The organism is Candidatus Pelagibacter communis, assembly GCF_001179985.1.
Classification (GTDB): domain Bacteria; phylum Pseudomonadota; class Alphaproteobacteria; order Pelagibacterales; family Pelagibacteraceae; genus Pelagibacter; species Pelagibacter ubique_J.
This window is the reverse complement of record NZ_CVSI01000024.1, coordinates 1-20,562: the sequence shown is the minus strand read 5'-3', so window position 1 is coordinate 20,562 and position 20,562 is coordinate 1. Positions and strand designations below refer to the sequence as shown.

Here is a 20,562-nt window from a genome sequence, read left to right as displayed (position 1 = left end):
AATTAGACCCAGAATAATCATTGGAAATTTTGCGTTTTTAGGCTTAAAAAGGCTATATAGGAAAAATAAATTTAAAATGTTTGAAAAACTCGAGGATCTTGCAAAAAATAATAAAAAAATTTCTGATTTCCATATTAGAACTGGTTCACCACTTGCATATCGTCAAACTGGTGAAATTGTAGTAGTTAAAGACGTCCCAATTAAAGCTCAAGATTTAAAAGATTTAATGTCAATGAATTGTAATGAAGTAGAAATTGAAAGATTTGATAAAACTCACGAGTTAGACTCTGCTGTTATGCTAAGTGGTTTAAGATTTAGAGCTAACTTTTATAAAACAATTAATGGGACAGCAGCAGTGCTTAGAAGAGTTGAAAGTCAAATTCCAAACATGGATCAATTTAATTTACCTCAATCTTTATATGATGTAGTTGATTTTCATAAAGGCTTGGTGCTTGTTACCGGTCCAACTGGATCTGGTAAGTCAACGACCTTAGCCGCTATCATAAATGAAATTAATAAAACAAGAAATGCAAATATTATTACTGTTGAAGACCCTGTTGAATTTATACATAAAGATAATAGAAGTATAGTTTCTCATAGAGAAGTTGGTAAGCAAACTAAAACATTTGCAGCAGCGCTTAAAGCAGCATTAAGAGAAGACCCTGATGTAATTTTGGTTGGAGAGATGAGAGATTTAGAGACTATCAGTTTAGCTCTGACTGCAGCCGAAACAGGTCACTTAGTTTTTGGAACTCTGCACACTAGCGGTGCACCTAGTACAATTAATAGAATTATAGATGTATTTCCACCTGAACAACAAGAACAAATAAGAGCACAGATATCAACATCTTTAAAGATGGTAATTACCCAAAGACTCCTTAAGACAAGAGATGGTGCTGGAAGAGTTGGTGCATTTGAAGTTATGAAATGTACATCTCCAATTCAAAACTTAATACGAGAAGCTAAAATACATCAAATACCAAGCATTATGCAGACTGCGGTAAGAGATGGCATGATTACCATGGAAAAATCTTTGGAAGAATTAGCAAAGTCAGGTAAGATAGATCCAGGTGCAGCAAGATCAGAACATTAAAGGTTTTACACTTTTGGAATTGTTAGTTGTAATTACGATTGTTGGAATCGTATCCGCAGTTGGAATTCCAAACTTTCTAGATTGGAATACTGATCGTAAAATAAGAGTGTTAGCTGAAAAAGCCTCTGCGATGATTAATTCAGCGACAACACAAGCTCAAAGAGGAAGCTACCCTTTTATATCATTTTATATGTCCCAAAAAAATGGTAGAATTATTTTTCACACAAGAGGATTCACTAAAAAAAAACTTTCTGAAACTTTGAATTCTGGAAAATTACCTCAATGTAAAACAGGTAATAATTATTATTCTAAAATTAATGGAACATCTGAATATATAGATTACTATGAGGGTGAAGGTGCGGCACATTATAGCCCGTTACCTGTAGAAGCGGCTGTATGTTTTTCACAAGACGGTTCTTATTACTCATATAAAAATTTAGCAAATAAAAATGTTACTTTGGAAGGTAGAACTTCAAATCAATATGTAATTTTTTGTAAAACAAGTATTGCCGCTAAAAATAGTAATAAATGTCCAACATCTTCGCCAGATCTGGAACAACCTGCATACTTGGTGGAATGGTCAAGATTTGGTAATGTAACAAGGTATAAATTTAATGGAAAAACTTGGTCAAGACAGTAAAAGATTTTTTGAAAAGGGGATAACACTTATAGAAGGTTTAATCTCCACAGTAATAGTTGGCATTGGTTTTATCGCTGTTTTTCAAATGGTCAATTATTCAGTTCAATCAATTGATGTATCAGGAGAGAGAACTAAGAGTACTTACTTAGTTAGTATGGTTGCTGAGGACCTATTAGGAAATTCTCAAGCAGAAAAATCAAGTCAAAAGTTTGTTGATATTTTAGTTAATAATAGCAAACAAGATAACAGCACTGGTGATAAGCAGTCTTGGGGTTCGAATAGTTGTTCAGCAGGTGCAAATTTAAACTCAAATTATACTAATATTATAGATAAAAAATTAGACAAATGGAATAATCGATTTTCTGAAAGAAGGCTTAAATGTAGAAAAGATGGTACAGGTACCAAAGAAAAGAAATTTTTGAAAGTATTTGATATATGCCCTTCAGGATGCAGGTTCAAAAATGACAAAGTTTTTGACAAAATGTATATAGCTAAATTTCAAATTTTTTTAAATAATGGTGAAAAAGATAAATTCATTTATTTTCCTGTACACGTAGATATTAAACCATAATGAAAAAAAATAAAAAATCTATTCTGGGAGTTACTTTAGTCGAAATATTAATTGGTATAGTGATTTCATCAATTATGATGGCCGCAATGTATGCTTCTTACACTGCTGTTAATAACTCTTTTCAAAAAGTTACAGATAAAGCAAAAGTGAGTCAAACCGGTAGAACAGTACTTAATATGTTGGTGAGAGATATTCGTATGGCAGGTTTTAAGTATTATGGAGATGACTTGAAAGTTTCAGATCCCCCAATATTAATTTCTAAAACTTCAAACAAGCTTAGAGATTGTGATAAAATTGATATTGTTTATGGTGATGTAGAATATAAGCCCAATGAAACTGATGTAAATAAAAGGTATACATTTATAAGATACAAAGTTTCTTATTATTGTAAACCTTCAACTGTAAAAGATAAATTAACTAATAATAATATTGATGCATTTTCAGTTTTCAAAACTAAAGTTAAATGGAGTAAGACAAAAAATACTTGGGATAATCCTGCTACAGACACATATCCAAATAGCAGTAAATTAGATGAGAGAACTTACCCAGAACAATTTATTGAAGGGTATGTTCAAGATATGATTTTTAACGCAATTGATGCAAATGGAAATCTTCTTAAACCACCACCATCACCAACAAATTCTAACAAAAAAAAATTATATGACATTAAAACTGTAGATATCGCATTAGCGGTAAGATCAAAAAATCCGTTTTATAACGACAACAAAAAAAAAACAATTTTTGCTCTAACAGATTCATCTAGAAATCTTACAAGATTTAATGATCGATTTTTAAGAGAGACTTTAACTGTAACGGCTTATGCCAGAAATGTAGGATTAGAATGAAAAATAGAAATGAAAAAGGGTTTGCGTTAGTACTTTCACTTGTTTTGCTTCTTGTAATGTCTTTGATGGGTGGTGCTTTAATTGTGATTTCTTCAGGTGATCATCAAAGTAATAATTATAGTGATGATTACCAGCAAACATTTTACGTAGCGGAAACAGCAATTATAGAGGGAGAAAATTATTTAAAAAATTATTTTTTGGGTCCATGGAATTCTAAATCTAAAAAGAGAGATTTAAGTTTAAGAAAATTACCTGAAAACCAAGGTGGTAAAAGCACAGGGGGGTCAGGTTTTTCGGGCGCAATGACACTTGCAAATTACGACAAGACCTTTGGTAGTTATAAAAATACGAGGGATGTGTGTTACAACAGTTTTCATGACTTAGACAAAAAAAATTTAGATAACAAAGGAGTAGTTACTGCACAAAGCTGGAATTTTGGAAAATTGCTAAGAGATAGTTTTAAAACTAATGCCAGCAAAAGTGAAAAGGAGGAGGCAGAAGATTTATATGATTATTATTACGAATTTTTTATCTTTAGAATTGGCGCTGTTCCCTTTAAAGGATACGGTGGAAGTGTAAAAAAAACCCAGTCAGATGCTGGACAAAGCGGAATGGCTTACAGAGTGTACGGATGCGGCCTTAATATGGACAGCGAGAACATGGTAGTTTCATTGGAAAGCACAATAGTTTTTCCAAGATAGTCAAAAATATTTATTTATACTGAAAAATTTATTTTAAAATATTTAAATATTCGTCTATAATTATTAAAATTTCATGTTTTTAAGATTAAAAATTATATTAATAAGTCTTTTAATATCTGCTGCAGCACACGCGAAATGCAACGTTATATATGATATCGGTGATAATTTATCAAAAATGGAAAAAGAGTATGGTCCTCCACCTCCATATCGTTATCCAGGAATGAACATATATCCTTTTTTTGCAAAAGATATTTGTCCTGGTGAAGGATTAGATGAAGGAATTATGATCGAATATAGATTTGTTAATAATATTCTTGTTGCTATAAATTTTGTTGCATTAAATGATGAAAATAACAATATTTCAAAAAAATTAACCCTAATGAAATATACTAAAAAGGTATATGGTGATTTTGATACTACTCAAAATCCAGACTCGTTTACGGGTTTTCATATTTTTGAAAAGTCAGATGAATTTGTAGTTTACCAGAGGTTTTTGGGTGAAGAAAATAAAATAGATGAGCAATTATATTTATCTACTAAGAAATACGATCAAATTTTAGCAGAACATATTAATAATTTTGAATTAGGACTGGACAAATCACAATGAAAAATTTTAAAGTTATAATTACTTCATTATTTTTCTATTTAATTTCTTTTAGTGTAGTTTTTGGAAAAGCATTACCTCCTGGAACTGGTATTGGGGATGTGCCAGCTAACGTTTTAATATTATTAGATAAGTCTGGAAGTATGGGTTGGCGAATGAGCGGAGGATCTTCTGGAATAAGTTTGCCTTACGATACTACAACGGATGCAAACGGTAATTTATATGTTGCACAATATTCATCATATGGAATTAAGAAATTAGAATATGCAAACGCTAAGGTTGACTCAAGTTGGGGAGTAAATGGTACAGCCCATAAAGGAAATTGTCAGACTTATTATCCATATAGTATTGAATCTGCAGGTGGAGTTCTTTATGCAATTAGTTGGTCAAACAGAAGAATAGTCAAAATAAGAGAGTCTGATGGGGCGTGCTTAGGTTTTATAAATCTTGGAAGTGCCTATCCTTATAACCTTGCATTATTTCAGAACCCTCAGGGAAGGTTTATAGGAGTTGGAACAAGTCGAGGTTATTATCTTTATGATATTGATAGAGATAGATCAAGAAACTGTAATGTAAATAACCAATTAAGATATGCTTACATGGTAGGTGCGGCTGATAAAAACTTTAGTTACATGTATTCTTACAGGAACAGTAGAATATATAGATGGCAATTTGACAATAACGGTTGTCCGAGCATTAGTGCTGGCAACAAAAGTTATTTTTACGGTAATGATTTTGGTGGATTAACAGTTGATCCAAACAATGAAAGTGTACTTTACCATTTAAGTTGGGGACAAAGCTACATTAGAAAAATTACTTACGGTCAAAATAGTGAAGCATGGAGAAAAGGATCAAGAAGCACTGCAACTTCAACGAATAGTGCTACTTACTTTTATTATCCTTGGGGAATTTCAGTAGATAAAACTAATAGCAGAATTATTACAACAGGACTAAATAAAGCAACTGTTCAATCTTTTGATATGAATGGAAATTGGTTGAAAAATTTCGGTGGTGCACCACAAACAAGAATGCAGGCAGCTCACGAGGCTATCAAATCGATCGTAACTGATGCATCTTTAACTTCAGGTGTTAACTTTGGATTTGCTTATTGGGCGCATGGCTCATCTGGATTTAATAATTGGAGTGGAAACATAACAACAGGAAATGCAAGTCCATGTAACAGATACAATTGTTTAAAAGTTAGAGTTCATAAAGGTGGAGCTGCAAGAATTAATCAAATTATTAGCGGTGTAAACCCTGGTGGCGGAACAGATGCAATGGCTTTTATGAGAATAGCACAACAATATTATAATCATGGCAGATTTAGCCCAATAGATAAAAACTCACCATGTCAAAATAGTTATGCCATGGTAATCGGAGACGGAGACTGGTATAACCATAATAACGCAAAGAATGCAGCAAAAAGTCTTCGAATACAAAAACATCCTGTAAAAACTTTTGCTGTTGCTTTTGGAACAGGAATATCAGCTTCTGGTTTAAGAAATTTTAATCAACTTGCAAAAGAAGGTGGAACAGATGCAGCAATAGTTGCTAAAACAGCCGCTCAGTTAAAATCAGAACTTAAAGCGGCAATTTCACAAATTATAGCTCAAAAATTATCATTTACAGCTCCTGCGATCACAGCAACGATAGAGTCTTCAGGATCACTATTTCAAGCACAATTTGATTACAGACAAAATAAAGAGTGGGCAGGAACTATTACAAGAACAGCCATTGACTCAAATGGAAACCTAGATGAAAATGATAGTGGTAATTGGTCTGCTGTTGAGGAAATGCCAGAGCCAGATAAAAGAAAAATTTGGAGTGTTGGAATTCCTGGAACAAACTACAAATCTGGCTATAACAATTTTACTAAAGCCAATGCTGCAGATATTGGTGCTTTGTTTAGTTTATATAAAAATGCTATTGTCGATTTTCATAATGATAGTGACACGACAAATAATAGATGTGCGAACGAAGCTGGAGTTATAGATGGTAATTCAGACGATCAGGAAGGTTTAATAGAATTTATAAGAGGTAAAGACTATTTCGATTATGATGGTGATTGTAACTTAACTGAAACTAGAGACAATCCTTTAGGTGACATTTATCATTCGCAGCTTGTAGTAGTTGGTCCGCCAGGCGCAGATACAGCATTTACAGGGAATAACCAGGAAGCTTATTTTAGAAGTTATAATAACTATCCTAATTTTGCTACAAATAATAGAGATAGAAAAGAAGTAATCTACGCAGGCTCTAATAGTGGAATACTTCATGCCTTCGACTCTAAAACAGGAAAAGAGTTATGGGGATTTGTGCCGCCTTTAGTTGCTCCGAACCTTCCGCTTGTTATGAATAGATCGCTAAATAAAACAAAAGGTGGAACAAATGCAGTTTTTGGAGTTGATGGCTCTCTTGTAGTGCATGATATGTTCTTTAAAAGTCCTTTAGATAAAATCAAAAAATGGCACACTATATTAATGGTACCTTACGGTAGAGGTGGAGCTGGTTTTTCTGTTCTTGATGTAACAGATCCTGAAAAACCTTTACACTTAATGTCAATATATAATGACAATATTAACAGTACTGTTTACAGAATAGATCATAACGAAAATACGCATCTTTATAAATATATTGCACGATCATATTCTTTAGCTAGTTTTGCAGAGGCTTTAGAAGTTACAGATAAATTTTCTCAAAACAGCAGTATATCTAACACATGTCAAGATACTAGAGATGGTAATGGAGAACTTACTACCTCATGTTACAAAGGTAAATCATGGACGTTTCCTGTAAGGGATATTACAAAAAACGATATAAAAGTTTTATTTAACGACAAGAATTACACAAATTTTACTGTTACAAAAGATGCAAATGGTGAGACAGTTTTAAACTTTGCTGATGACATAACTTATTCTGCAGATACAGGTGACAGCAATACGAGCTCAATACTTGGTGTCAGTATTAAAGCTGGCTCTAAAAATACTGGTGTGACTACTCATCCAGAGTATGACTACAGTCTTCTTGGTGAGACATGGTCAGATCCAAGAATTTTTAGAATTCCAAACAATGGTGCAGGTGACAATGATATTTTAGATGATATTTATGTAGCTGCAATGGGTGGCGGATATGGTACTCAGTTTGAGGGTATTGGATCAAATTTAACAATTGTTAATCTTGAAGATTTTACAAATCCTGGAAGTCTTTATAAAAGAGTAGAAATCACAGACCTGGCCTCAAGTGATATTGTTAATTCAACCCCAGCTTCTCCAGTATTGATAACTCCTGATACAGCTAGGGGAGTTACTTACTCTGGTGGTCTTTTATATCTAAGTGATTTAGAGGGTAAAATTACAAAATTTAATTTAACAAACATGAGCGACGATGGTGCTGGAAATCAAATTAAAATATTCGACCAAACAACTTTATTTACTGCTGGATCAAACAAAACTAATGGAAGGTACATGTTCCATCCAATGGATGCTACTATTGGTAGATCGACAAATTCATTATGGGTCTATGCAGGAACTGGTGACTTTAATAGAATAAATGACACTTCAGCTGGAACATCTAATTACTTAATAGGAATAAAAGACGAATTTTATCCTCAATTTAGAGATGTGGGTAAAGCAGCAACAGCAGATGATATAACTAAATGCAGAAATACGACAAATGATATGCCAACTACATGTCAAGTAGAAGATAAACATAGAGGATGGTATATCGTTTTAGATAATGCTTCTAAAGTTACTGCAGAACCAACTGTTTACAAAGGTTTTGCTTATTTTCCTATATACGAACCTACACAGTCAGTTAATAAGTGTAGTTTAGGAAATGCTTACATTTGCCAAGCTGATGATGAATGTGGAAGTAACAATTCTAGTCAATTAGGAACTATAAGAAAAGGTGAAGCGTGCTATTATGTTGGTCAAGGTGTTTTATCAAAAATTGTAGTTTTTGCAGATAAATTATTTGCTAATATTGCAGGTCAATCTGCAGGAAATAAAAAAGATTTAGTTCAGATTCAAGCTGGTCAAGGAGCTGCTTCATCTTACAGAAATTCTTGGAAAGAAAACTTCTAAATTAGAGCTAAAAAATTTAAATTTTCTAAAGGTTTAAAAATTAAATAATAAAAATAAATTACCCAAGAAAACATAGTAATCATCGTAACAAAGATTAAAGCTAATCCAATAATTGTTCCTTGTTTAACTTTATTTCTCCACTTTTTTGGAAAAAAATTATAAGAAAAAGCGTAAACTATTATAAAGATATTTAATGCTGAAATTAAAATATTAAAATATAGAAAATGATCCATTTATTTTGTTATTTATATTCACAAAAATTATATTCTTTAGATAAAAAGTCGTCCTTACCATCTCCATCTGTATCACCTAAGTTTACTCTCACACAGGACATATTGCCTGCCATTCCACATGTATTATTTTTGTGGGCATAACCTAAGGCTATTTGACCTGGTGGTACATTTGCTGGTGGACATCTTCCATTACTCCATGCTGCTCCAGCGACAGAGTCGTCCATAGGATTTTTTGTTCCGTAAATTTCCAAATAAAGTTTATATGTAATTGAATCTGCATTTAACATATTTCCAGAAAAACTTGGTGTATTACAAGTATGACTATTAGGAGATCTGCCATCAAGATATGGGCCGAATTTTACTTCCACTCCACTAAAACAACCTGTTGCTGATATAGCAATTTTTTTTTCTAAATTTTTAAAATTAGTTTGTAATGTATTTTTCTTAGCACTAGCCGTATACCCATTATAAGCAACTACTCCTACTGCAGCTAAAATACCAATGATTGCTACAACGACTAAAAGCTCTATGAGTGTGAAGCCCGAACGCTTCATATTTAAAATCCAGTGGGTACTTGAAGGTCAGGTAAGTCTTTTTTTGAACCATTCTCGTCATAAGACGCTCTTATCAAAAAACACGGATCGGTTTTGCATTGGTTCCATCCAACTAAAACTATTTCTCCTGCATTTCTAGTAGGGCCGCTATTTAATAGACCACTTGGATTACTTGATGAGCCATAAGGGTTTTTTATTTTGCTTTGAAAAACATCTATAAAATACTGTGCCCAAACATTGCTGTTTAAATTTCCAGCACCTCCAGTTGAACATGAAGTTATATGTTTGCTTATTGTTGGTCCCTCGGTAAGATTTGTGCCCATCTGACATTTTGCAATTTCAGCCATTGCATATTTTTGAATCGTTTTAGAATTACTTTCCATCGTTTTCTTTTTAGCGCTAGCAGTATACCCATTATAAGCAACTACACCTACAGCAGCTAGGATACCAATGATAGCTACTACGACTAGAAGTTCTATTAATGTGAAACCTTTGTGTTTCATGTAAAATTTTATTTTATTAATTCTACTATACTTTTTTTTAAATTGATTGAAATAATTTTAACTCCATTAAAATTTGGGTGAATACCATCAGATTGATTAAAATCTGGATTTAAAGCTACATCTTTTAACAAAAATGGAAAAAAAAATATATCATTATTTTTTGATAACTCCGGGTAAATTTCATCAAATTTTTTTTTATAGCTTAAACCTCTTGATGTTGTCGCTTTCATGCCTGCGAGGAGTATCTCTATGTTCTCATTTTTTATATTGGTAATTATTTCTTGTAAATTTTTTTTAGTTTTTTGAGGAGCAACGCCTTGTAACATGTCATTTGCTCCTAGACCTAAAATTATTAAGTCAGTATCTTTTATTTCTAGTATTTTATCTAATCTAGCTAGACCATCAGATGAAGTATCGCCTGATACACTTTTATTTATAATTGTGATCTTATATCCACTTAAGTTTAAATCTTTCTGTAAAATTTTATCTAAATGTTTTTCACTAGACAGGCCGTATCCACTCATTAAACTATCACCAAGTAATACGATTTTTTCTATTTCTTTAGGTTGTTTTTCACTGCAACCGTTAAATAAAACTATTAAAAAAAAAAATAAGTAAAGACGAATTTTAATTTTCATTAAACTATAAAAGAAAATTAGTAAAGCTCTCTTTAAAAAAAATAAATATTACTGTTGCGATAATAATATATGGGCCAAAAGGAATTTCAGATGACATTTGCTTTGATTTATTTATCAAACTTGGAATTACAGAAACTAATGCTATCAAGGATGATAGAAAAACAATAAATGGAATTGATATCCAGCCAAACCAAAATCCTATGACAGCAAATAGTTTTGCATCACCTAAGCCCATCCCCTCTTTTTTTCTAATCTGTTTATAAAAATAAATTATCGAAAAAATGATTCCGTAACCTAATGCACCGCCAATTAATGAATTTACATAATTTGGAAAAAGATAGCTTAAATTTGGATCAAAAGATTTTAAAAAGCCCAAAGCCATTAGGGGGAACGTTATTACATTTGGTATTATATAGTGTTTAAGATCTATAAAAAAAATTATTAAAAAAGATAAAAATAAAATCCAAAAAAATAGGGTTGTTAACGAAATTCCAAATAGATAATATATTAATGTAAACGATATTAAGCTTAAAATTTCAACTACAAGATATTGAAAAGCAATTCTATAGTCACAATTTCTACATTTTCCCTTTAAAATAATATAAGAGATAATTGGTATATTGTCATACCAAACAATTTTTTGTTTGCATTTAGGGCAAAATGATCTTCCTGAAACAACATTACCCTCATTTGGTAATCTAAAAATACATACATTTGCAAAACTACCCCAGAGTGCACCTAGGATTATTACAAATAGTATGTCCACACGTTTTTAAAGTTCTATGTTTGAAGTAATATGGATCAATCCGTCTATAACGTATTGTATAACAAGCATTGCATCTTGAAGATGAATGTAAAGATTTGGTGTATTTATTATAATTTCCATTGTTGTAGAATTTACCAAAAACTGTTTAAAATGCTAGTATAATAAATGTTTTTTAAATCAAAAAAACAAGAAAAAAATGAAACAGATAAGAATCTGCAAGTAAATGTAGATTTGGAGATTGTCACTAAAATGAATCAAGAGTTTGCGGTCTCTCTTGATTTAAATGATACCTTGAAGACTGCGCTACAAGTAATCATTGCAAGAATAAATGCCGAGGCTGCAAATATATTTTTGATTAATGATAAAAAAAAAAAATTTGAATGTATTGCCTCATTGCATCAAAATTATCTTGATGAATATGAACTAGATTTAAAAGATGGAGTAATGGGCAAGGCTGTGCAAAGTAGAAAATGTGTGAGAGTGGGAAATGTTAGAAAGGATGTAAGAGAAATTGCAGAATTTTATTTTGATTTAGATAATAAAACAAATTTTACAACTTATTCAGTCTTATGCTCACCTCTTATAGCTGCAAACGATTGTATAGGCGTAATACATTGCTTAAACAAAAAAACCAACGATAAATTATTTATTGAGGACGATAGAAAGTTATTAGAAACACTATCTGCTCCAGCAGCTTTAGCAATTAGAAATGCTAAAATGGCTAAAGAAATGATTGAGAAAAATAAGATTCAAAAAGAAGTGGAAATAGTTGGAGAAATTCAAAGATCATTATTATCTCAAAATAAAAAAGAAGATTTTCCAATAGCAGGGATAAACATACCAGCTAAAGTTGTGTCTGGAGATTTTTATAACTTTTCTGATCTTGGTGAAGGTAGATATGGATTTGGAGTAGCTGATGTATCTGGAAAAGGAATTAAATCATCTTTATTGATGTCCAAGGCTTCTAGTCTTTATAGATGTTTAAGTAAAACAATGTTTTCAACATCTGAATTATTAATGCTTCTTAATAATGAAATATGTGAAACAATTTCTAGAGGAATGTTTGTTACTATGTTGGTTGGTATTTACGACAGCAACAAAAAAGAGTTAAAATTATCAAGTGCAGGACATGAGCCGCCGCTAATTTTAAAAAAAGATGGAAGTTTTGATACATTTGAAGAGGCAGGGCCGCCTCTTGGAATAATGGCTAAAACGAAATATAAAGAAGCTACAATAGGATTTGATAAAAGCTCAATGTATATTTTCACAGATGGCATAACAGAAATTAAAGATCCTAAAGGTGAAATGTTGGGTTCAGACGGATTTAAAGACTATATAAAAAAATATCAAGAAAAACCAAATAATGAAAGACTGAAAATTATTATTGATGACATAATTAACTCAGGCAAAATTCAAAAAGATGATTTAACTATTTTAGTGGTTGATTCAAAATGACCAAAATAATTTTAACGATTGGTATTGTTATTGGCTTAATACTTCAATGGGCTACTACTAGTGTTTGTCGTTATAATTTTACAATAGATAAGAAAACCCGAGCTTTAAAAATAATAAGCGATGAAATAAAACCAACTTTGGGCTATACTAATACTTATTATTTTCATGAACTAAATTGCAATGATGCAAATTTTAGTTTCGACATAAATAGATTAGAGAAAAATATTAGAGCTATTACAGTTATGGTTTACCAACAACTTACCACCGATATTAAAGGTGATAAAAACTAGTTTATATAATTATTTTTTATTTAAATAAGACCTTTTATCTCATTAAATGCATCGTCAATTTTATTGACCAAATTTCCTCCTGATTGGGCGAAATCTTTTCTACCACCACCGCCCTTTCCACCAATAATTTCAGATCCTACTTTAGCAAGTTTGACGGCATCATACTTATTAGTTAAATTTTCTGTAATTCCTACTGCTAAACCTACCTTATTATCTTTATGTGCAGAAACTACGACAATGCCTTTTTGTAAAAAATTTTTACCTTCGTCGACTAATTTTCTTAAATCCTTTGGCGATAAATTACTTACTTTTTGAAACCTTACCTTTACTTTATTGATCTCAAAATCTTGAACTATATTTTTTGATTTATCCTCAAGGACTGTTTTAATATTTAATTGATCTAATTTTCTTGTAAGCTCTTTAATAACTAATTTTTTGTCATCTGAAGTTATTTTAACTTCGCCTCCTAATTTTTTGATTTTATTTAATAAATTATTAATGTTTTCCTCATCTTTTTGAGTAGACAAATTTATATTCTTTTCTTTCTCTTGTAAGTATTTATCCAATTGAATATCTCTTAAAGCTTCTACACGTCTAACGCCTGCTGCTATCGCAGATTGACTTACAACTTTGAATTTTCCAATTTCACTGGTATTTCTTACATGTGTTCCTCCACATAATTCTGTTGAAAAATATTTGTTACCTTCTTCGCCCATAAACACTACTCTTACTTCTTCTCCATATTTTTCTCCAAATAAGGCTAAAGCACCGTGTTCCATGCCCTGTTTAGGTGTCATTAATCTTGTAATGACCTCGCTTTTATTATCAACAATCTGATTAACAATATTATTAATCTTATCTAATTCACTTTCAGATATAGATTTCATATGACTAAAATCAAATCTAAGTCTATCAGGTGCAACGAGAGATCCTTTTTGCATTACATGCTTACCTAAAGTTCGTCTTAAGGACTCATGTAGGAGATGTGTTGCGGAGTGGTATGCTCTAATACTTTTTCTACGCTCAAAGTCTATATTTAGTTCAACACTGTCATTTATATTAAGCTTACCTTTTTTTATTTTGCCAAAATGGATGAACAAATCTCCAAACTTTTTTTGTACATCGCTTACGACAAAATTGTTATCACCACATTTAATAGTCCCGGTATCACTAAGCTGTCCACCTGACTCACCATAAAAAGGAGTTTGGTTTAAAACTATATATCCTTCTTCACCTTCTGAGAGTGAATTGGCTTCTTTGTTATCTTTTATAATAAATTTAATTACTCCCTCAGATGTATTTGTTTCGTAACCTAAAAATTCAGTTGGTTCTGTTTTATCTTTAATAGTAAACCAAATTTCCTCTATAGATTTATCACCTGAACCTTTCCAATTTTTTTTTGCAAGCTCCTTACTTTGTTTCATTAAACTATCAAATTTTTTATGGTCTAGTGTTAGTGATTTATTTTTTAAAATATCTTCTGTTAGATCTAGTGGAAAGCCATAAGTATCATAAAGTTTAAATGCTACTTCACCTGATAATTTTTTGTCGACTTTCTTGATTTCTTCCTCCAAAATCTTTATTCCTCTATCAAGTAAAACTAAAAACTTCTCTTCCTCCATTCTTAAAGTCTCTTTAATTAGTGAGTTTGCTCTTTTTAATTCTGGATAATTGCCTGACATTTCATCCATTAATGTTTTAAATATATTAAAAAAAATAGGCTTCTTAGATCCAAGCAAATGACTATGCCTCATACCTCTTCTCATAATTCTCCTTAAAACATAACCTCTACCCTCATTAGATGGTAAAACTCCCTCTGCTAATAAAAAAGAACTTGCTCTTAAGTGATCTGCAATCACTCTAAAACTCGATAAGTTATTTTTATCAGGTTTAACTTTTAACTCCTCAGAGATAGAACTTATAATTTTTTTAAAATGATCTGTTTCATAATTATCATGTGTGCCTTGGAGCAGAGCTGCTATTCTTTCTAGGCCCATACCTGTATCAACCGATGGTTTTGGTAAATTAATTCTTTTATCTTTAGTAACTTGCTCAAATTGCATGAATACTAAATTCCAAATTTCAATATACCTATCACCATCTTGATCTTTAGTGCCAGGTAAACCACCTTTCAAATGATCTCCATGATCATAAAAAATTTCTGAACAGGGGCCACAAGGTCCAGTTTCTCCCATCGACCAAAAATTATCTGACGTATGTATTTTTATTATTCTATCATCACTAAAACCTGTAATTTTTTTCCAAAGATTAAAAGCCTCATCATCTTCATTGAAAACTGTGAAATAAAGCCTATTTTTATCTAATCCAAAATCTTTTGTTATTAAATTCCATGCAAGATAAATTGCTTTTTCTTTAAAATAATCTCCGAAAGAAAAATTTCCTAACATCTCAAAGAATGTATGATGCCTTGGAGTATAACCAACATTTTCTAAATCATTATGTTTGCCACCAGCTCTTACACATTTTTGTGAAGTAGTCGCTCTTTTATAGTCTCTTTTTTCTAAACCTGTAAAAACATTTTTAAATTGAACCATCCCAGAGTTTGCAAACATCAAAGTTGGATCGTTATTAGGCACAAGATTACTAGACTCAACAATTGTGTGGTCATTTTTCTCAAAATATTTGAGAAAAGTATTTCTTATTTCATTTAAGGTTTTTTGAGCCATATTTTTAAAATACAGCTTTTTTAAATGATGTCTATAATGTTAAAGGGAAAAAAGGCGTCCCATTGGACGCCTTTTATGACTAATAATGACTATTTAGCTAATTCTTTTTTGCAGGAGCTTCTTCTTCTTTTTGATTTGCTTTTACTTTCTCCTGATCAAGTGGATTACCTTCTATTTTTTTAGTGATCACACCTGCTTTTTCTCTAATTGCCATCTCTATTTCAGCAGCAACATTTGGATTTTGTTCTAGGTAAATTTTAGCATTCTCTCTACCTTGACCAATTTTTTCACCTTTGTATGCATACCAAGCTCCAGATTTTTCTACAATTTCTGCTTTAACACCAAGGTCAATCAATTCACCTACTTTGCTAATTCCTTTTCCATACATTAGATCAAATTCAACTACTTTAAATGGCGGTGATACTTTATTTTTAACAACCTTAACTCTTGTAGAGTTACCAATGATTACATCTTTATCTTTTATTGCACCAATTCTTCTAATATCCATTCTTACAGATGAGTAGAATTTTAATGCATTTCCACCTGATGTAGTTTCAGGACTTCCAAACATAACACCTATTTTCATTCTGATTTGGTTAATGAAAATCATCATTGTATTTGTGTTTGATATTGAACTAGTTAATTTTCTTAAAGCCTGACTCATTAATCTTGATTGAAGACCTACGTGATGGTCTCCCATATCCCCTTCAATTTCAGCTTTTGGTGTTAATGCTGCAACTGAGTCGATAACTATTACAGAAATAGAACCTGATTTAACAAGTGTATCTGCTATCTCTAGTGCTTGCTCACCAGCATCAGGTTGAGAAATTAATAATTCCTCTGTATTTACACCTAATTTTTTTGCATATACTGGGTCTAAAGCATGCTCTGCATCAACAAATGCACATATTCCACCAGATTTTTGAGCTTCTGCGATTACTTGAAGAGCAAGTGTTGTTTTTCCAGAAGACTCTGGACCATAAATTTCAACAATTCTTCCTTTCGGTAATCCACCAATGCCTAGTGCTAAATCCAAGCTTAGTGAGCCTGTAGAAATAGACTCTATATCCATTGCTTTTTTTTGGCCAAGCTTCATTACAGAGCCTTTTCCAAAGTTATCTGTAATCTGGCTAATAGCTGCTTCTAAAGCTTTATTTTTCTCTTTGTTTTCCAAATCTTTATCTTTTGCTGATTTAACTACTTTTAAGTTATTTTTACTCATATTTTGCCTCTTTTTTTGTGTTTTTTAACATACGAATCATACGTATAAATGTACACATTTTGTTCTCATTAGCAAGAATTAAAAATAATAGCCTTTTACTTAACAATTTTGAGATATTTAGCGTTCAAAAGTCCAACAGACTTTAATAGTTCCAGCTGAGATAAGAAAAAGTTTCTCTCTGAATTAGCAAGATTAATTTTAGATGTAAGTAAGATAGTATTTGATTGAATAACATCTAAGGTGGTTCTTCCAAGACCTGTCTCATATTCAACTGTTATACCTTCATTTGCAATTTCTGCTGCATTAACTTGAGATCTAACAGATTTTAAAGCGCTCTCAGATGATTGAAAACTAGACCATGCGCTCGCAACATTTGTTTCATTTGTTCTAAGTGCATTATCTAAAAGAAGTTTTTTTCTATTATTTAATCTTTTACTTCTTTCTAAAGAGGCCGAATTTTTTCCACCTTTGAACAATGGCCAAGTTATTTCTGCTTTAAGAGTTTCTTGATCTCTCTCATCTACCGTCGAACTTAAATCATTAGATTTAGTAGATTCAGCTGATAATTTAGCGGTTGGTGAAAATTCAGCTATTGCTATTTTAACATCTTGTTGTGATTGCTCATATTCTAATTTTGCAATTATTAAATCTGGATTATTACCAATGGATATTTCAATAGCTTTATTTAAACTTTCAGGAATATTAAAATCTAAATTTATACTACCATTAATTAAATCTATATCTTCTAAAGGGCCAATAATTTTTTCATAAGTTAATTTTGCGGTTATTAAATCGTTTTTTGAATTAATGAATTGAGCCTCTGCGCCTGCAAGAGAAGACTCTGATTGAGCTAAATCAGCAAGAGTTATTAATCCATTTTCTAATCTATTTTGATCTGTCTCAACTTGTCTCTCAAGCAAACTTAGATTTTCTTTATTAATATCTAACTTTTTTTTTGCAAATGTAAGACCGCTATAAGCCTCTGCTGCTGTTAAGATAATTTCTTGTTCTTTCTTTAATAAATTTGCTTCTGCTAAAACTATTCCAATTTTGCTTTTATCTAGATCAGCTTTTCCACCAAGTCCTTTAAATAATGTTTGCTCTATTGTAATTTTTTGGGTTTCAGTATTTACATCGGTAATAGCAGTTTCATTTCCAGATCTATCAGTTAATTTATCTGTAGTTTGATCACTTTTAGATCCTGTGATTGTGATGGATGGTAAAAATTCACTCCTAGATATTTTAAGATCTTCTTTAGAAACTAAAATATTTTCTCTTTCAGCGTTAAGTTCTGGATTTTTATAATATGCATCTGATAATGCTTTCATTAAGTCATCAGCATTCGATTGACTGAAAATTAAGAAAGAAAACAAAATTATTAATATTTTTTTATGCATTTTTAAATTTTACTCTTTTTATTTGATGCCTATCATTTAAGTCAATAATAATAGAGGAATGTTTTGGCGCAATTTTAAACATATTTTGTGTAATTCTTTGGTAAGTCATCATAAAGTTTAAAACTTCTGAATTATTCATAACTTTATTATTTTTTTTTGTTTTATTTTTTAATTTAAGTTTTTTTTCTTGTTTAATTCTCCAACGTTTGAGCACATTAAAATTTTTAGCCTTTAAATATAATAAAATATGTATTTGATCAAATAACTTGGAGTATTTACTTTTCAATTGATTATTAACGTACAATCTCCACTTTTTTTTACTATCTAAATTTTTCTCTAACTTGTTTAATGGCTTATTTAATGTATTTCTTTTCTCTGGTTTTGCCCCAACACACCATCCCTCTAAAATCAATACATCAGGTTTTTTTTTTATCTTATACCAAAGTTTTTTATTACACCGATCATCAATTGATTTGTCAAACTTTGGTATCATCATACTATTAAATGTCTTTTTTTTTACATTAGAAAAAAGTTTGTTCATCATGTCAACATCATGTGTTCCTGGTACACCTCTTGTTAAAAGTAAGGGATGTTTTGATTTTGATAATTTTATTCTTTCTTTTCTAGTTCTGTAAAAATCATCAATAGAGACTTTGAATACGTTTAATTTAAAATAAGTTGTCAATATTAATCTTATTAAAGAAGATATCGTAGTCTTTCCAGTTCCTTGACCACCAGCAAGTCCTATAATAAATGTTTTATTTTGTGGTTTATGTTTATTAATCCAAAAACAAATTGGAATTAGAAAACTTTTAATCATTTTTTCTTTATTCTTAAATTTTTCTTTTTTAGTTTCCTGTAAATTGATAAATTTAAAACACTTTTTCTTTACCTTTTGATAACAATCTAAATGATTAATCATTACTTCTTTTGATCTAGTGGATGGTTTTCTCCATCATTAAGTCCAATATTTTTTAATTGAAACGGATCTATACCTTCAACACATGCAAGATTAATACCAAATATTTTAGGATTTATTCTTGGTCTATTGTGCGTATGAATTCCACATATTGAACAGAAATAATGTTTTGCAGCTTTAGTATAGTACTGATAAAGTTTTAATAATTTCTCACCTTTTATAATTTTAAAGTCATTTTCACCTAAAACTCCAATCACATAACCTTTTCTTTTACATAAAGTACAATTACATCTCATAACTTTTTCAATACCATTTTCAGGTATTGTCACTTCTGCTTCAAATTCTCCGCAGTGACATGTTAATTTTTTTTTCATAATTATTGTCTATCCATTATGTGATTTTTTCCATCATTTATTCTTACTTTAAAATCAAACAGCTCTTTTGTAGATATGTCATTGATGCACGCAACATTAATACCATATGTATTTGGATCTCTTCTTCTTAGATTATGAGTTTGAATTCCACAATTAGAGCAAAAATAATGTTTTGCTACCTTTGTTTTGAATTGATAACATTTTAATTTATTCATACCTTTAACTACTTTTAAATCTTCTTTGTTTACAATTGCAGTAATTGCTCCTTTCCTAATGCACATTGAACAATTACATCTGTATAAATCTTCAAAATTATCTTTTATATCAATCTCAATTTCTATTAATCCACAATGACAGGTTAGTTTTTTCATTATTTTTTACATGTTAATTTAAATTCAAATTGAGATTTAAAATTTTCTTGTAATATTTTTACTTGATATTCAATAAACTTTGATCCATCTTCGCTCCAATATTTATCTTTTCCTGACTCAATTTTTGATCTTAATAAATCTCTTTCTTCATAACTTATCCCATAAAAAAATTTGTTTAACGTATTTTCAGATTTATCAAAATAATTTATTATTCTACTATTAGGAAACATTCCTCCCACGTCATCTCTTTCTTCTACCCAAACATAAGATCCTTCTATTTTCGTAATTGGATAATTAACCTTTTGATCATTCCAATGTGTCATTATCATTTTATCAAAATTTAGACCGTGCTTTACTTTCTCAGCTTGTGTCTTTCCTATGCATCCATAAAAAATAGTTTCTGAGCTAGCATTTAAGAAAAAAAAACAGCTTAAAAATATTACTCCTAAAAATTTTCTCATTTCATTCAGTCTACCTATTGTAAAAGTTATCCACAACACAACAATATCTAGTTTCAATGTTCACCTTTTGATTCACTTTTGATTCAATTTCAGACTCAAAATACAACCTATTTGACTACATTTAATTATTAGGCTATAAATATTAAAAGAACAAAA

Annotated in this window: 21 protein-coding genes; 9 read left to right on the top strand and 12 right to left on the bottom strand. The window is 30.8% G+C overall.

Translation table 11 applies throughout. From position 1 onward, the window contains the following. Window positions 1–76: 76 nt before the first annotated feature. The 7 genes from AMN80_RS01120 to AMN80_RS01090 all read left to right on the top strand — a co-directional run bounded on the left by AMN80_RS01120 (window position 77) and on the right by AMN80_RS01090 (window position 8,536). On the top strand, window positions 77–1,093 hold the full coding sequence (locus AMN80_RS01120) for a type IV pilus twitching motility protein PilT (RefSeq protein ID WP_075520186.1): 1,017 nt from the start codon (window positions 77–79) through the stop codon (window positions 1,091–1,093). Beyond that, window positions 1,071–1,733: a pilus assembly FimT family protein gene (locus tag AMN80_RS01115; protein WP_075520185.1), complete on the top strand. Its 663-nt coding sequence runs from the start codon at window positions 1,071–1,073 to the stop codon at window positions 1,731–1,733. The genes AMN80_RS01120 and AMN80_RS01115 overlap by 23 nt, the downstream gene beginning before the upstream one ends. Beyond that, window positions 1,708–2,304, top strand: a complete 597-nt coding sequence (locus AMN80_RS01110; protein ID WP_075520184.1) for a type IV pilus modification PilV family protein — start codon at window positions 1,708–1,710, stop codon at window positions 2,302–2,304. The genes AMN80_RS01115 and AMN80_RS01110 overlap by 26 nt, the downstream gene beginning before the upstream one ends. Then, window positions 2,304–3,149: a PilW family protein gene (locus AMN80_RS01105; protein WP_075520183.1), complete on the top strand. Its 846-nt coding sequence runs from the start codon at window positions 2,304–2,306 to the stop codon at window positions 3,147–3,149. Before AMN80_RS01110 ends, AMN80_RS01105 begins: the two co-directional genes overlap by 1 nt. Beyond that, window positions 3,146–3,850, top strand: a complete 705-nt coding sequence (locus AMN80_RS01100; protein ID WP_075520182.1) for a PilX N-terminal domain-containing pilus assembly protein — start codon at window positions 3,146–3,148, stop codon at window positions 3,848–3,850. The genes AMN80_RS01105 and AMN80_RS01100 overlap by 4 nt, the downstream gene beginning before the upstream one ends. Window positions 3,851–3,923: 73 nt before the next feature. After that, window positions 3,924–4,457, top strand: a complete 534-nt coding sequence (locus AMN80_RS01095) for a hypothetical protein (RefSeq protein WP_075520181.1) — start codon at window positions 3,924–3,926, stop codon at window positions 4,455–4,457. Next, on the top strand, window positions 4,454–8,536 hold the full coding sequence (locus AMN80_RS01090) for a PilC/PilY family type IV pilus protein (protein WP_075520180.1): 4,083 nt from the start codon (window positions 4,454–4,456) through the stop codon (window positions 8,534–8,536). Before AMN80_RS01095 ends, AMN80_RS01090 begins: the two co-directional genes overlap by 4 nt. Here the strand turns inward: AMN80_RS01090 and AMN80_RS01085 are convergent. From AMN80_RS01085 to AMN80_RS01065, 5 genes are read right to left on the bottom strand one after another with little or no spacing between them, the layout of a single operon-like run. After that, on the bottom strand, window positions 8,533–8,769 hold the full coding sequence (locus AMN80_RS01085) for a hypothetical protein (protein WP_075520179.1): 237 nt from the start codon (window positions 8,767–8,769) through the stop codon (window positions 8,533–8,535). The two genes, AMN80_RS01090 and AMN80_RS01085, sit on opposite strands and share 4 nt — an antisense overlap. Window positions 8,770–8,777: 8 nt before the next feature. Next, window positions 8,778–9,323: a type II secretion system protein gene (locus AMN80_RS05660; protein WP_082256527.1), complete on the bottom strand. Its 546-nt coding sequence runs from the start codon at window positions 9,321–9,323 to the stop codon at window positions 8,778–8,780. A gap of 2 nt (window positions 9,324–9,325) precedes the next feature. Beyond that, on the bottom strand, window positions 9,326–9,826 hold the full coding sequence (locus tag AMN80_RS05655) for a type IV pilin protein (RefSeq protein WP_082256526.1): 501 nt from the start codon (window positions 9,824–9,826) through the stop codon (window positions 9,326–9,328). 8 nt (window positions 9,827–9,834) lie between these two features. After that, a complete protein-coding gene (locus AMN80_RS01070) occupies window positions 9,835–10,464 on the bottom strand; it encodes an arylesterase (protein ID WP_082256525.1) in 630 nt (209 codons plus the stop codon). Window positions 10,465–10,468: 4 nt separating this feature from the next. Beyond that, entirely contained in the window at window positions 10,469–11,230 is a 762-nt protein-coding gene (locus AMN80_RS01065; protein ID WP_256997969.1) for a prepilin peptidase, read from the bottom strand. Window positions 11,231–11,395: 165 nt separating this feature from the next. Here AMN80_RS01065 and AMN80_RS01060 point away from each other — a divergent pair, with 165 nt between their 5' ends. Further along, on the top strand, window positions 11,396–12,685 hold the full coding sequence (locus tag AMN80_RS01060) for a GAF domain-containing SpoIIE family protein phosphatase (protein ID WP_082256524.1): 1,290 nt from the start codon (window positions 11,396–11,398) through the stop codon (window positions 12,683–12,685). Then, window positions 12,682–12,975 carry a hypothetical protein gene (locus AMN80_RS01055; RefSeq protein ID WP_075520178.1) on the top strand — a complete coding sequence of 98 codons (294 nt, stop codon included), beginning with the start codon at window positions 12,682–12,684 and terminating at the stop codon, window positions 12,973–12,975. Before AMN80_RS01060 ends, AMN80_RS01055 begins: the two co-directional genes overlap by 4 nt. 20 nt (window positions 12,976–12,995) lie before the next feature. On the opposite strand, the gene alaS is transcribed toward AMN80_RS01055, so the two are convergent. From alaS to AMN80_RS01020, 7 genes are all read right to left on the bottom strand, one after another. Further along, window positions 12,996–15,662, bottom strand: a complete 2,667-nt coding sequence (gene alaS / locus AMN80_RS01050) for an alanine--tRNA ligase (protein ID WP_075520177.1) — start codon at window positions 15,660–15,662, stop codon at window positions 12,996–12,998. 97 nt (window positions 15,663–15,759) lie between these two features. Further along, on the bottom strand, window positions 15,760–16,884 hold the full coding sequence (gene recA / locus AMN80_RS01045) for a recombinase RecA (RefSeq protein WP_075520176.1): 1,125 nt from the start codon (window positions 16,882–16,884) through the stop codon (window positions 15,760–15,762). A gap of 95 nt (window positions 16,885–16,979) precedes the next feature. Further along, window positions 16,980–18,281 carry a TolC family outer membrane protein gene (locus AMN80_RS01040; protein WP_075520175.1) on the bottom strand — a complete coding sequence of 434 codons (1,302 nt, stop codon included), beginning with the start codon at window positions 18,279–18,281 and terminating at the stop codon, window positions 16,980–16,982. After that, the gene (locus tag AMN80_RS01035) at window positions 18,274–19,203 is read right to left on the bottom strand and encodes a uridine kinase (RefSeq protein ID WP_075520174.1); all 930 of its coding nucleotides are present in this window, start codon (window positions 19,201–19,203) and stop codon (window positions 18,274–18,276) included. The genes AMN80_RS01040 and AMN80_RS01035 overlap by 8 nt, the downstream gene beginning before the upstream one ends. Then, window positions 19,203–19,574 (bottom strand): GFA family protein, encoded by a 372-nt coding sequence (locus AMN80_RS01030; RefSeq protein ID WP_075520173.1) that lies wholly within the window; start codon window positions 19,572–19,574, stop codon window positions 19,203–19,205. The genes AMN80_RS01035 and AMN80_RS01030 overlap by 1 nt, the downstream gene beginning before the upstream one ends. Window positions 19,575–19,576: 2 nt before the next feature. Continuing rightward, window positions 19,577–19,945 carry a GFA family protein gene (locus AMN80_RS01025; protein ID WP_075520172.1) on the bottom strand — a complete coding sequence of 123 codons (369 nt, stop codon included), beginning with the start codon at window positions 19,943–19,945 and terminating at the stop codon, window positions 19,577–19,579. Beyond that, a complete protein-coding gene (locus tag AMN80_RS01020) occupies window positions 19,945–20,463 on the bottom strand; it encodes a hypothetical protein (protein WP_075520171.1) in 519 nt (172 codons plus the stop codon). Before AMN80_RS01020 ends, AMN80_RS01025 begins: the two co-directional genes overlap by 1 nt. Window positions 20,464–20,562: the final 99 nt, after the last annotated feature.